Here is a 13002-nt window from a genome sequence, read left to right as displayed (position 1 = left end):
TTTCTTCAAGGAGAACAATATGCCCACATTAGCGCGTGTATTTCCGTTCGTCCGCCTTTTGGATTTGGCGAACATATTAACAATGTTCAATATCGGTTTGGCCTTCGGTACTGTTTATTTTGCGTTGCAAAGACGGTTCATTCTGGCGGCAACGGTGATTTGCCTGGCCGCGATGCTCGATTTCCTTGACGGCCACATCGCCCGACGCTACCTGGCGGCGAACAACGCGCAACGGGCCTTCGGCAAGCATCTAGACAGTTTTGCCGACTTGCTCAATTTCAGCATCACGCCAGCCCTTGTCATCCTAATCCTCGACCAGTCTCTTTCGGCCACGCTGGCCGCAGCAACTCTGGTTTTCACGGCCATTTTGCGGCTATCGCTGTTTGGCATGCCCAGCACATCGGCTGGCGAGGGATATCAGGGGCTACCCACCACATATTCAGGATTTGTCTTTGCGCTGGCGCTGATGGGGCTATCGGCCGGGCATTACGGTGCCGGTGTGATCGTCGGCCTGGTCACCCTGGTCGGCATCCTCCAGGTCACCAGCTTGAGAATTCCCAAGTATGGCGCACCTTCGACGGTCGCTTGCTTCGCAATGCTGTTCGGGCTCAGCACTATTTACTTTCATCCCTGGTAATCCGAGGTTCCAATGAAACACGTGGTTTTCGTCGACAGCACCGTAAGCGGCCTGCTGGCTTTTGAGGCAGCCAAACGGCTTGGCTGCCATGTCACCTTCATTCATCAGCGCGACGCCTCGTTCCTGACGATCTCGATCAATGACGACACCTCCCGTCTCGAACCTTACCTGCGATATGTGGATACTTATTTGCGTATCGATAATCTGGAGGATGGTGAACTCAGCCAGTTGTTGGCCAACCTGCACGCAGAGCGTCCTATTGACGCCCTCATCTCTACCTCTGAAGCAGCCATAGTACCGGTGGCGCGTGAGGCCCAGCGTATCGGCACCCTATACCCGAGGTACGAAGCTTTGTGCGGGGCGGTATACAAGAGTCGATTGCGCGAAACGCTGCGGGCACACGGACTACGCTCTCCTGATTTTGAAGTACTGAGCGAGGAGCAGCTGATCAACGGGGTCGTTCCGAGCTTGTCGCTGCCATTCGTTGTCAAGCCGACCCGAGGATTCGCCAAGCAGTTTTCCGCCATTTGCCATAGCCAGGCCGACGTTGACGCCTTTCTCGCCGAGCTGCGCCAGAGTCGCAAGGGTGCTGATCCTATGATCGACCACTTGGTAAGCCGCGACTATCTGGTCGAGCAATACATCAACGGTACATTGCATTCAGCGGAAGTCATCGTCCAAGACGCCAAGGTCTCCTGCTTTGCGACCACCATCCGTTTCCGCGCCGACCATAGCGAAATATTAGAAATGACCGCGACCATGCCGTCAGGCCTTGACGCAGCACAGCGCGATGAGATCAAAGCATATGTGCAGGCAGTGTTCAGCGCTCTGGGGCTGGATGTTGGCCTTTATCATGTTGAACTGTTGCGCGATGCCAAAGGGCCCTGTCTAGTGGAGATCAACGCACGCATGATGGGTAGCGTAGCGCCGCAGATGTACCGGATGCTGACCGGCATCGACCCGTTCGAACTGCTAGTCCGTCTGCACCTAGGCGAGCCCATTCTAATTGACGACTCAGTGCTTCAGCGCGCAGGTAGCGTCGTAACTGTCGCCTCCCGCAATGGCGGTCATATCGCCAACGACTACGCCCCCGACTCCCTACAGCCATTACTGGACAAGTACAACATTCGGTTTTGCACCGCCCACGTTGCGCCTGGCCAGGCGGTAAACGTCTATAGCGGCAACATCGGCACAATTGGCCACGTCATCGTTGAGGACGACTGCCCCTACGCTGCGGCGAAAAAGGGCAATCGCTTCCTGCGCGAGCTGTCCTCACTTTACGGCCTTGAACTCGCGACTTATACCGGCGCCGAGTTGGCTTAAACCTGACACAAACTGACAGCCTCCTGCGAAGGACTGATTGGACTGATTGGACTGATTAGGGAAGACATAATGCACTCGGTAAATCCTTCTCCCGTGTTCGCTTTTTCCGGCAAGGCCGATACCCTGCAGCAACTGGCACCACTTCTGAGCACCGGGCAAGTGTTGCCCCTTCATCGATTCACCGTGGCACAGTGGCGGGAGGACTGGCAGGCAGTGATCTCGCACTGTCAGGCGTTCTTTGGCGATGAGCCGCTGATTGTAAGATCCAGCTGTCTAGCCGAAGACCGCGACGGCCATTCCGGTGCAGGGATGTACGCGTCAATTCTAGATGTGTGTGGCGGCCAGGCACTCGGCGAAGCCATCAAGACGGTGATCGCCTCCTACGGCCTAGCTCGCGAGCGCGATGAGGTGCTGGTGCAGCAGATGGCGAGAGGTGTATTGGCCAGCGGAGTGGCGATGACCCGTGATCCAGAGACGGGTTTGCCATATTACGTAGTTGACTATGTACTAGGTGCCAGCACCGACGGTGTCACTGCCGGCAACGAGACTGTGCACGCTTTCGTCTCCCTTGGCAGCGAGGCGGCAAGCGAGCCTGCGGAATTACCAGGGCTGTTTTCGTTGCTCGAAGAGGTACAAGTTCTAACCGGGCACGATGCCTTGGACATAGAGTTCGCGATCACTGTCGATGGCCCTCTGCTATTCCAAGTGCGTCCCATGACCGCGGATGGGCCCCGTAATGCCAGCGCACTTGCCGACGTCCAACTACGCAAAGTTTTGGAGCACGAGGCCTCTCAGCTCGAAGAGCTGATCTGCAAGCAACGCCATCCGCGTCCTACGTCGACCGCCTTCCTTGGCCTTATGCCGGACTGGAACCCGGCGGAAATGATCGGTACCAAGCCGCGGGCGCTAGCCTACTCGCTATATAAGGAGCTGATCACTGACCTTAATTGGGCCTCTGCCAGGTTCCGATACGGCTACCGGGATCTGCGGCGCAAACCGCTGATGTACCAGGTGGGTGGCTCTCCTTACATCTGCATTGCCCACAGCATCGAGTCATTCATCCCTGCCTCGGTACCTCAAGATGTTGCCGAGCGCGTAGTCGAACAGTGCGGCGACTACTTGGCCATGCATCCTCATCTGCATGACAAGATCGAGTTCGCGATCATTCCTACTTGCTTCACGCCAGAGCTTACTAGCCCCGGTGCCGCTGCCGCGCTGCCGGCGCTCCGGACTCTTAGTACCGAGCAGCACGAATGCTACTTGAACGAGCTACGCCAGTTGACCGAGCACATTATCTCCCCCAGCGGCCCGTTCTTCTCCGACCTGACACGCCTACCGAGTATTACTGACAAGGTGCAGAGTTTAATGGCGGGGGAACCTCGGCGCGAGTCCTTGCAACGTATGAGGAATGGCCTATCGGCGGCCAACGTGGTCGCTGAAATATTCGCTGGCGCTGCCCGTGCAGCGTTCATAGGTACCGCAATAATTAAATCGCTGGAAACAGCGGGGGTAGTATCTGCCGGTTTCATCGATCATGTGACCGGAGGGGTCAATAGTATCGGTCGCGAGATGGCCAGCGATTTCCAGACGTTGCATAAGGACGATTTCCTAAAGCTGCACGGTCATGTCCGGCCGGGTACCTACGATATACGTGTGGCACGCTACGACGAGATTCCGGAGCGTTATTTTGACTGGCAGCGCCCATTACAGCGGCCCCCAAAATCTATGAACGGGCTAACTGTATCTCGGGCCCAGGTCAACGCCATTCAGCAAGCTTTTGACCAGTGCGGTCTTAACGTTTCCGCCGAGCAGTTTCTACAATTTGCTCAGGCCGCTATTGCATCGCGCGAGAAGCTCAAATACCTCTACGCAGCGTTTGTTTCGGATGTTTTGCGCTCACTATGCGATTGGGGTGAGGTACATGGTTTTGACCGCGACCAACTCAGCTTTGCGCAAATCACCGAATTTACCAGCGTTTATGCCGACATCGATCGCAAACGTTTGCACCAAGCGATTGCCCACAACCGCAGCCGCTGGTATGAAACGCAGTTAGTCCGTACGCCAAGCATCATCTGTCAGCCGCAAGATCTATTCGGCCATCGAGTGCACTGGTGCAATCCCAACTTCATCACTCGACGTGCCACTCACGCGCGGGTGGCCCAAGTGCTTCCAGGGCAATTGGCACCGGACATAGAGGGTTGCATTGTCTTAATCGAAAACGCTGATCCGGGTTTTGATTGGATTTTTACCCACCACATTGCTGGTTTCATCACCGCCTACGGAGGCGAGAACTCGCATATGTCGATCCGAGCCCGAGAGTTCGCCATTCCCGCAGCTATCGGCGTGGGCGATACTCGATTCAAAACCCTATTGGCGGCGACAAGCCTGCTGCTCGACTGCGCCGAGCGGCGTATACAGGTGCTGGCATGATTTTGGTTGGGATGACCATGCTCAGGCAGTTCAACGCCGAACGCCAGGAATGGCGGGACGCGCTCGACCAGCGCTGGGTTGAATTCTTAGACCAATGTGGGCTGACCCCGCTGTACCTTCCAAACGATCCGAGAGTCAGCATGGCGCTAGTCCAATCATTGCGCCCTCAGGGCCTCTTGCTTACTGGTGGAGGGAGCTGCCAGGCCCTGAGTGGGACAGCCGACACACGCGACGCCACTGAGAGGGTCTTGCTTGATCTTGCGGAAAATCTACGGCTTCCGGTGCTCGGTGTATGCCGCGGCATGCAGGTAATGTTGACGCGAGCTGGCGGCACTTTGGAACGTTTGGCCGGCCATGTAGGCGAACACATGATCAACATGCAAGAACAACGGCGGCGAGTGAATTCCTATCATGAATACGGCTTTCGGGAGGCGCCCGACGGCTACCGCGTACTAGCCCTGGCCGACGACGGCGTGATCGAGGCTGTGTATGACGACCACCGTCGTCATACCGGGATCATGTGGCACCCCGAGCGAGAACTACCTGCCGATCCATTGGATATTCAACGCGTGCGACATGCCTTTGGAGCTTTTTCATGAAAGCCATTATTCTTGCTGCAGGTCGCGGGAGTCGCTTACAAGCCCTGACCGATGAACGCCCCAAGGCCTTGGTACCCTTTAATGGTGTGCCACTGCTACAGCGCGCGATTGAAACGCTCCGTCGATGCGATGTCAGCGAGGTTGGCATCGTTGCAGGCTATCGAAGCGAAATGCTTGCACCATTCGCCGACACTTTGTTTCACAACCACCGCTGGCACAGCTCCGGTATTTTCAGCTCTCTAAATTGCGCCAGCGGTTGGTTGAGCGCAGAGCCTTGCCTTGTTAGCTACGGTGACATCTTCTACGACAGCACCCTAGTATCCGAGCTAATTAACCATCCAGCCGATATTGTCCTGGGCTACGATCCCGCTGCAGTGCGTCTCTGGCAGCAACGCTTCAACGATCCGCTACCAGACCTGGAGAACTTCCGCTTAGTCGATGGATTGGTGAGCGCTATTGGACAGACCGCTACCCGTCTTGAGGTCATTCAGGGCCAGTACATAGGCTTGTTCAAAGTCACGCCAGCGGGTTGGCAGGCGTTGAAAAGGCAATTGCAAGGGCTCACGCCTCAGGCACGCGACCAGACTGACATGACATCGCTTTTAGGGGCACTAGTCAGCGAAGGTTTTCCAGTCGCCGGCGTGGCGACGCACGCTCCCTGGGGAGAAATTGACTGCCCCAGCGACGTGGCACTATACGAGCGGATCTATCCTGACCTGTGATCTCGACAAAATTGTCGGTGCAGGCAGGGGCTGGGTCATTGCGTCAGGAGCCCCTTCGAACCTCTCCCCCACCCCGCTGTCCCACTCAGCACCAGCCAGGCTGTAAACCGCGACCTTCGCAGGTGGGTTTGCCACCGCGCTTGTGTCATCATGCTCCGACCGCCGGTGAGTCCTTTTTAAAGCCTTCTATGAACAAACCATACGCATTGCTGCTTGCCTTCGCCCTGCTCCAGGGCTGCCAGAGCCTGGCCCCGCAAAAGGCCGAGCCCCCCGTCGCCGAGGCCGGCAAGAGCGAGGCGGAAAAACCCGTGGTGTATGGCTCGTTCAAGCAGGACACGCTCTACAGCCTGCTGGTGGCCGAACTGGCCGGCCAGCGCAACCGCTTCGACATCGCCCTGGCCAACTACACCGACCAGGCCGCGAAAACCCAGGACCCCGGGGTTTCCGAGCGCGCCTACCGCATTGCCGAATACCTCGGCGCCGACGAACCGGCACTGGACAACGCCCTGGTATGGGCCCGCAACGACCCGCAGAACCTCGACGCCCAGCGCGCCGCCGCCATCCAGCTGGCCCGCGCCGGCCGCTATGACGACTCCATGACTTACATGGAAAAGGTCCTGCAGGGCCAAGGCGACACCCATTTCGATTTCCTCGCCCTGTCCGCAGCCGAAACCGACCAGAGCACCCGCGACGGCTTGCTGCAAAGCTTCGAACGCCTGCTGGTGAAGTACCCGGACAACAGCCAGCTGGTGTTCGGCAAGGCCCTGCTGCTGAACCAGGACGGCAAGGCCGAAGAAGCCTTGGAGTTGCTCGAGTCACACCCGCCGCAAAACGGCGAAGTCGCCCCGGTCCTGCTGCGCGCGCGCCTGCTGCAAGCCCTGGACCGCGGCCCGGAGGCCCTGCCACTGCTGCGCGGGGCGATTCGCGACAACCCGGACGACAAGCGCCTGCGCCTGACCTACGCGCGCACCCTGGTCGAACAGGACCGCATCGCCGATGCCAAGGGCGAGTTCCTCAGCCTGGTCCAGCAATACCCCGAGGACGACGAGCTGCGCTATTCGCTGGCGCTGGTGTGCCTGGAAAACAAGGACTGGGATGAAGCCGAGGGCTACCTGCAGGAGCTGATCGAACGCGACAGCAACGTCGACGCCGCGCACCTGAACCTGGGCCGCATCCGCGAAGAGCGCCACGACCCTGCAGGCGCCCTGCGTGAATACGCCCTGGTCGGCCCGGGCCCCGACTACCTGCCGGCGCAACTGCGCCAGGCCGACATCCTGATCGCCAACGGCCGTGGTACCGAAGCCTCACGCCTGCTCGCCGATGCCCGCGAAGCCCAGCCGGACTACGCCATCCAGCTGTTCCTGATCGAATCGGAAAGCTACAGCAACAACAACAAGGACGCCCAGGCCAGCCAGGTGCTGCAGCAAGCCATCCAGCGCTACCCGGACGACCTCAACCTGCTGTACACCCGCGCCATGCTGGCCGAAAAGCGTGACGACCTGCCGCAGATGGAAAAAGACCTGCGCGCCATCATCGCCCGCGAGCCGGAAAACGCCATGGCCCTGAACGCCCTCGGCTACACCCTGGCCGACCGCACCACCCGCTACAGCGAAGCCAAGGCGCTGATCGACAAGGCCCATCAGCTGACCCCGGATGACCCGGCGGTGCTCGACAGCCTGGGTTGGGTCAATTACCGCCTGGGCAACCTCGACGAGGCTGAAACCTACCTGCGCAAGGCTTTTGCCAGCTTCCCAGACCACGAAGTGGCCGCCCACCTGGGCGAAGTGCTATGGGCCAACGGCAAGCGCCGCGAAGCCCGCCAGGTCTGGGCCAAGGGCTTCGAAGCCCAGGCCGACAGCCCCATCCTGCGCAAGACCATCCTGCGCCTGACCGGATCCGAGACTCTCTAACGCCATGTTCCTGCGCCATTGCATTACCTTCACCCTTATCGCCCTGCTGGCCGGCTGTGCCGGCTTCGGTAGCCGCGAGGCCCTGCAGGGCCACGGCGACCCGCAACAGTGGCGCGCCCATAAAGAGCAACTGAGCAGCCTCGATGGCTGGCAGATCAACGGCAAGGTCGGCATCCGTGCCCCGCGCGACTCCGGCAGCGGCACGCTGTTCTGGCTGCAACGCCAGGACTACTACGACATTCGCCTGGCCGGCCCGCTGGGCCGTGGCGCCGCTCGCCTGACCGGCCGCCCCGGCGGCGTGGTACTGGAAGTGGCCAACCAGGGCCGCTACGAGGCCCTCAGCCCCGAAGCCCTGCTGGAAGAACAACTGGGCTGGCAGTTGCCGGTCTCACACCTGGTCTGGTGGGTCCGCGGCCTGCCGGCCCCCGACAGCAAGAGCAAGCTGACCCTGGACGGCGACAGCCGCCTGGCCAGCCTCGACCAGGACGGCTGGCAGGTGCAATACCTGAGCTACACGGAACAGAACGGCTACTGGCTGCCCGAGCGTATGAAGCTGCACGGCAAGGACCTCGACGTGACACTGGTGGTCAAGGACTGGCAGCCCCGCCAGCTGGGGCACTGATACATGCAGACCCTCACCCTGCCCGCTCCGGCCAAGCTCAACCTGTGGCTGCACATCATCGGCCGCCGTGCGGACGGCTATCACGAGCTGGAAACCGTGTTCCAGTTTCTCGATCACGGCGACGAACTGAGCTTTGCCGTGCGTGACGACGGCGTGATCCGCCTGCACACCGAGATCGAAGCAGTGCCGCATGACAGCAACCTGATCGTGCGTGCTGCGCGCAAGCTGCAGGAACAATCCGGCACGACGTTGGGCGCCGATATCTGGCTGACCAAGGTGCTGCCCATGGGCGGCGGCATCGGCGGTGGCAGCTCGGATGCCGCCACTACCCTGTTGGCCCTCGCCCACCTGTGGCAACTGGACTGGGACGAAGACCGCCTGGCCGCACTAGGCCTGAGCCTGGGCGCCGACGTACCGGTATTCGTGCGCGGCCACGCGGCATTCGCCCAGGGCGTGGGTGAACAATTGACCCCGGTCGACCCGGAAGAGCCGTGGTATGTCGTGCTTGTGCCGCAAGTGTCTGTCAGCACAGTAGAAATTTTTTCACATCCACAGTTGACACGTGATTCGCTCCCCCTTAAGATGCGCCCCGTTCCCGAGGGAAACAGTCGAAATGACTGCCAACCGGTGGTAGAGCAGAGTTACCCGGAAGTTCGCAATGCGTTGAATTCACTGGGTAAATTCACTGAGGCTCGACTGACCGGTACTGGAAGTTGTGTGTTTGGGGCCTTCCCAAGCAAAGCCGAAGCTGATAAAGTTCTGGCCCTTCTTTCAGCGACCCAAACAGGGTTTGTGGCGAAAGGAAGCAACGTTTCGATGTTGCATCGCAAGCTGCAAAGTCTGGTCAAGAAGTCGAGCGCATAAGCGTTCGCAGCAACAGATACAGGGGCGTCGCCAAGCGGTAAGGCAGCAGGTTTTGATCCTGCCATGCGTTGGTTCGAATCCAGCCGCCCCTGCCATTTTCCTTATACTCATCCAGGTTACCCTCAGCCTTCAGGTACTGCGCGTGTCCAAGATGATGGTCTTTACGGGGAACGCCAACCCCGATCTGGCTCGGCGTGTCGTACGTCAGCTGCATATCCCTCTCGGTGACGTTTCTGTCGGTAAGTTCTCCGACGGCGAGATCAGCACTGAGATCAATGAGAATGTCCGCGGTAAAGACGTCTTCATTATTCAGCCGACCTGTGCCCCGACCAACGATAACCTGATGGAACTGGTAGTGATGGCCGACGCCTTCCGCCGCTCCTCAGCATCCCGAATCACCGCCGTGATTCCTTACTTCGGATACGCCCGCCAGGACCGCCGTCCGCGTTCGGCACGTGTAGCCATCAGCGCCAAAGTCGTCGCTGACATGCTCACTGTCGTAGGTATTGACCGTGTACTCACCGTCGACCTGCACGCTGACCAGATCCAGGGTTTCTTCGATATCCCGGTCGACAACATCTACGGCTCGCCCGTACTGGTCGACGATATCGAGGACCAGCGTTTCGAGAACCTGATGATCGTCTCCCCGGACATCGGTGGTGTCGTGCGCGCACGTGCCGTCGCCAAGTCCCTGGGCGTCGACCTGGGTATCATCGACAAACGCCGCGAGAAGGCTAACCACTCCGAGGTCATGCACATCATCGGCGACGTCGAAGGGCGCACCTGCATCCTGGTAGACGACATGGTCGACACCGCCGGCACCCTGTGCCACGCGGCCAAAGCCCTGAAAGAACACGGCGCTGCCAAGGTTTACGCCTACTGCACGCACCCTGTCCTGTCGGGCCGCGCGATCGAGAACATCGAGAAGTCGGTACTGGACGAGCTGGTGGTGACCAACACCGTTCCGCTGTCCGCCGCTGCTCAAGCCTGTGACCGTATCCGCCAGCTGGATATCGCACCGGTTGTCGCTGAAGCGGTCCGCCGCATCAGCAACGAAGAATCGATCAGCGCGATGTTCCGCTAAGCGGAACACACGCTGACGAAAAGCGCCCCGCCCCAACACTGGTTGTTGGGGCGGGGCTTTTTTGCCATCCCCGTTGGCGCTGGTCGCAAACGCCCTCGGGGGGCTACTTTGGAGAAACAAAATGACCGAATTCACTCTGAACGCCCAAGCGCGTACTGACCTGGGGAAAGGTGCGAGCCGCCGCCTGCGTCACTCCGCGAACATCCCAGCCGTTGTCTACGGTGGTAACCAGGACGCTCAGTCCCTGACCATCCTGGCCAAGGAAATCACCAAGCTGTTCGAAAACGAGGCTGCCTTCAGCCACGTTCTGGAACTGAACGTCGACGGCGCCAAGCAAAACGTCGTGGTCAAGGCTCTGCAGCGCCACCCGGCCAAAGGCTTCATCATGCACGCCGACTTCGTTCGCGTCGTTGCTGGCCAGAAACTGACCGCCAAGGTACCGGTTCACTTCATCAATGAAGAAGCCCCGGTCAAGAAAGGCGGCGAGATCTCCCACGTAGAAGCCGAGATCGAAGTTTCCTGCGAAGCCAAAGACCTGCCTGAGTTCATCGAAGTCGACCTGGCCAACGCTGAAATCGGCACCATCATCCACCTGTCGGACCTGAAAGCTCCGAAAGGCGTAGAGTTCGTAGCTCTGGCCCACGGTGATGACAAAGCTGTTGCCAACGTTCACGCTCCACGCGTTGCTCCAGAAGCAGAAGGCGCTGCCGAGTAATCCACTCGCGCGCCGGCGTTGATCGGGTTACAGTGCCGCGCGCCCTGTAACCCACCAACTCCAAGGAAGAGCCCCTGACGTGACCGCCATCCAGTTGATCGTCGGCCTGGGTAACCCCGGCCCCGAATACGAACAGACCCGGCATAACGCAGGGGCTCTTTTCGTTGAACGCATTGCCAGCGCCCAGCGCGTCTCGTTGACCGCTGACCGCAAATATTTCGGCCTGACGGCTAAGTTCAGCCATCAGGGCAACGACGTTCGTCTGCTCATCCCCACCACCTACATGAACCGTAGCGGCCAGTCCGTGGCGGCCTTGGCCAATTTCTTCCGCATCAAGCCGGAAGCGATCCTGGTGGCGCATGACGAACTCGACCTGCCCCCAGGCGTCGCCAAGCTCAAGCGCGGCGGTGGCCATGGTGGGCACAACGGCCTGCGCGACATCATCGCGCAGCTCGGCAACCAGAACGACTTCCACCGCCTGCGGCTTGGCATCGGCCACCCGGGCGACGCCAAACTGGTCTCCAACTTCGTCCTGGGCCGCGCGCCGCGCGCCGAGCAGGAGAAGCTCGACGCCAGCATCGATTTTGCCCTCGGCGTGCTGCCGGACGTGCTTGCCGGCGACTTCGCCAAGGCGATGCGCGAGCTGCACAGCCAGAAGGCCTGATTTCCTTAGAGAGGGGAATACCCATGGGTTTCAATTGCGGCATCGTCGGCCTGCCCAACGTCGGCAAGTCCACCCTGTTCAACGCCCTGACCAAGTCTGGCATCGCGGCGGAGAACTTCCCCTTCTGCACCATCGAGCCTAACAGCGGCATCGTGCCGATGCCCGATGCGCGCTTGAATGCACTGGCTGAAATCGTCAAGCCAAACCGCATCCTGCCGACCACCATGGAGTTCGTCGACATCGCCGGCCTGGTGGCTGGTGCCTCGAAGGGCGAAGGCCTGGGCAACAAGTTCCTCGCCAACATCCGCGAGACCGACGCCATTGCCCACGTGGTGCGCTGCTTCGAAGACGAGAACGTGATCCACGTTTCCAACAGCGTCGACCCCAAGCGTGACATCGAGATCATCGACCTCGAGCTGATCTTCGCCGACCTCGACAGCTGCGAGAAGCAACTGCAGAAGGTTGCCCGCAACGCCAAGGGCGGCGACAAGGAAGCCCTGGCGCAGAAGGCCATCCTCGAACAGCTGATCCCGCACTTCACCGAAGGCAAGCCAGCGCGCAGCCTGATGAAGAACATGAGCGCCGAAGACAAGGCGGTCATCCGCGGCTTCCACCTGCTGACCAGCAAGCCGGTCATGTACATCGCCAACGTGGCCGAAGACGGCTTCGACAACAACCCGCACCTGGACGTGGTCAAGGCCATCGCCGAGGAAGAAGGCGCGGTAGTGGTGCCGGTATGCAACAAGATCGAAGCGGAAATCGCCGAACTGGAAGACGGTGAAGAGAAGGATATGTTCCTCGAGGCCCTGGGCCTGGAAGAGCCTGGCCTGAACCGCGTTATCCGCGCCGGTTATGAGCTGCTGAACCTGCAGACCTACTTCACTGCCGGCGTGCAGGAAGTACGCGCCTGGACCGTACGCGTCGGTGCCACCGCACCACAAGCCGCTGGCGTGATCCACACCGACTTCGAAAAAGGTTTCATCCGCGCTGAAGTGGTGGCCTATGACGACTTCATCCAGTTCAAGGGTGAGAGCGGTGCCAAGGAAGCCGGTAAATGGCGTTTGGAAGGCAAGGACTACATCGTCAAGGACGGTGACGTGATGCACTTCCGCTTCAACGTCTAAGCGGCAGACTGCAGTACCTACGAACCCCTTGAGGCCAACGCCTCAAGGGGTTTTGTTTTTTCTGATCATGCACACGCCCTTCAGGAGCAGCCCCAACAATATTTGCAACGCCGCTGAAATCAGGGGCTGCTTTGCAGCCCTTTCGCGGCACAAGGCCGCTCCTACAACGGAACGCGTCGCCTGAACCAATGCATTCCCCTGTGGGAGATTACCCAGCCCTTTTGGGCTGCGCTGTCGCGCAGAGAACAAATATCGCTCGTCTGACGCGGCCTTTGTAGGAGCAGCCTTGTGCTGCGAAGAGGCCGGTA

12 protein-coding genes and 1 tRNA gene are annotated in these 13002 nt (G+C 59.7%); all 13 read left to right on the top strand.

Annotated elements, in window-relative coordinates:
- Positions 1-19 precede the first annotated feature (19 nt).
- On the top strand, positions 20-637 hold the full coding sequence (locus tag M1D87_RS03995) for a CDP-alcohol phosphatidyltransferase family protein (RefSeq protein ID WP_123085651.1): 618 nt from the start codon (positions 20-22) through the stop codon (positions 635-637).
- Between the two features lie 12 nt (positions 638-649).
- A complete protein-coding gene (locus M1D87_RS03990; protein ID WP_123085650.1) occupies positions 650-1960 on the top strand; it encodes an ATP-grasp domain-containing protein in 1311 nt (436 codons plus the stop codon).
- A gap of 69 nt (positions 1961-2029) precedes the next feature.
- Positions 2030-4390: a PEP/pyruvate-binding domain-containing protein gene (locus M1D87_RS03985; protein WP_123085649.1), complete on the top strand. Its 2361-nt coding sequence runs from the start codon at positions 2030-2032 to the stop codon at positions 4388-4390.
- A complete protein-coding gene (locus M1D87_RS03980; protein WP_024086258.1) occupies positions 4387-4989 on the top strand; it encodes a type 1 glutamine amidotransferase in 603 nt (200 codons plus the stop codon). Before M1D87_RS03985 ends, M1D87_RS03980 begins: the two co-directional genes overlap by 4 nt.
- Entirely contained in the window at positions 4986-5711 is a 726-nt protein-coding gene (locus tag M1D87_RS03975) for a phosphocholine cytidylyltransferase family protein (protein ID WP_061303366.1), read from the top strand. Before M1D87_RS03980 ends, M1D87_RS03975 begins: the two co-directional genes overlap by 4 nt.
- 188 nt (positions 5712-5899) lie before the next feature.
- A complete protein-coding gene (locus M1D87_RS03970; protein WP_039615456.1) occupies positions 5900-7621 on the top strand; it encodes a tetratricopeptide repeat protein in 1722 nt (573 codons plus the stop codon).
- Positions 7622-7625: 4 nt separating this feature from the next.
- Positions 7626-8243 (top strand): lipoprotein insertase outer membrane protein LolB, encoded by a 618-nt coding sequence (gene lolB / locus M1D87_RS03965; protein WP_013970898.1) that lies wholly within the window; start codon positions 7626-7628, stop codon positions 8241-8243.
- A 3-nt stretch (positions 8244-8246) separates the two neighbouring features.
- Positions 8247-9107, top strand: a complete 861-nt coding sequence (gene ispE, locus M1D87_RS03960) for a 4-(cytidine 5'-diphospho)-2-C-methyl-D-erythritol kinase (RefSeq protein ID WP_013970897.1) — start codon at positions 8247-8249, stop codon at positions 9105-9107.
- Between the two features lie 20 nt (positions 9108-9127).
- Positions 9128-9202, top strand: a tRNA-Gln gene (locus M1D87_RS03955).
- A gap of 47 nt (positions 9203-9249) precedes the next feature.
- On the top strand, positions 9250-10191 hold the full coding sequence (locus M1D87_RS03950) for a ribose-phosphate pyrophosphokinase (protein WP_003247410.1): 942 nt from the start codon (positions 9250-9252) through the stop codon (positions 10189-10191).
- Between the two features lie 121 nt (positions 10192-10312).
- A complete protein-coding gene (locus tag M1D87_RS03945) occupies positions 10313-10906 on the top strand; it encodes a 50S ribosomal protein L25/general stress protein Ctc (RefSeq protein ID WP_013970896.1) in 594 nt (197 codons plus the stop codon).
- Positions 10907-10985: 79 nt separating this feature from the next.
- Positions 10986-11570: an aminoacyl-tRNA hydrolase gene (gene pth, locus M1D87_RS03940; RefSeq protein WP_008099045.1), complete on the top strand. Its 585-nt coding sequence runs from the start codon at positions 10986-10988 to the stop codon at positions 11568-11570.
- 23 nt (positions 11571-11593) lie between these two features.
- Complete coding sequence (gene ychF / locus M1D87_RS03935) at positions 11594-12694, top strand: redox-regulated ATPase YchF (protein ID WP_013970895.1); 1101 nt, start codon at positions 11594-11596, stop codon at positions 12692-12694.
- Positions 12695-13002: the final 308 nt, after the last annotated feature.

This window comes from Pseudomonas sp. SA233 (genome assembly GCF_054792385.1).
Note: the sequence above shows the minus strand (reverse complement) of the source record. Positions and strands in the feature narration are given on the sequence as shown.

Excerpts from the sequence above, each read along its gene's own strand:
- M1D87_RS03995 (WP_123085651.1), top strand. The coding sequence starts at position 20 with ATGCCCACATTAGCGCGTGTATTTCCGTTCGTCCGCCTTTTGGATTTG.
- M1D87_RS03990 (WP_123085650.1), top strand. The coding sequence starts at position 650 with ATGAAACACGTGGTTTTCGTCGACAGCACCGTAAGCGGCCTGCTGGCT.
- M1D87_RS03985 (WP_123085649.1), top strand. The coding sequence starts at position 2,030 with ATGCACTCGGTAAATCCTTCTCCCGTGTTCGCTTTTTCCGGCAAGGCC.
- M1D87_RS03980 (WP_024086258.1), top strand. The coding sequence starts at position 4,387 with ATGATTTTGGTTGGGATGACCATGCTCAGGCAGTTCAACGCCGAACGC.
- M1D87_RS03975 (WP_061303366.1), top strand. The coding sequence starts at position 4,986 with ATGAAAGCCATTATTCTTGCTGCAGGTCGCGGGAGTCGCTTACAAGCC.
- M1D87_RS03970 (WP_039615456.1), top strand. The coding sequence starts at position 5,900 with ATGAACAAACCATACGCATTGCTGCTTGCCTTCGCCCTGCTCCAGGGC.
- lolB (WP_013970898.1), top strand. The coding sequence starts at position 7,626 with ATGTTCCTGCGCCATTGCATTACCTTCACCCTTATCGCCCTGCTGGCC.
- ispE (WP_013970897.1), top strand. The coding sequence starts at position 8,247 with ATGCAGACCCTCACCCTGCCCGCTCCGGCCAAGCTCAACCTGTGGCTG.
- M1D87_RS03945 (WP_013970896.1), top strand. The coding sequence starts at position 10,313 with ATGACCGAATTCACTCTGAACGCCCAAGCGCGTACTGACCTGGGGAAA.
- ychF (WP_013970895.1), top strand. The coding sequence starts at position 11,594 with ATGGGTTTCAATTGCGGCATCGTCGGCCTGCCCAACGTCGGCAAGTCC.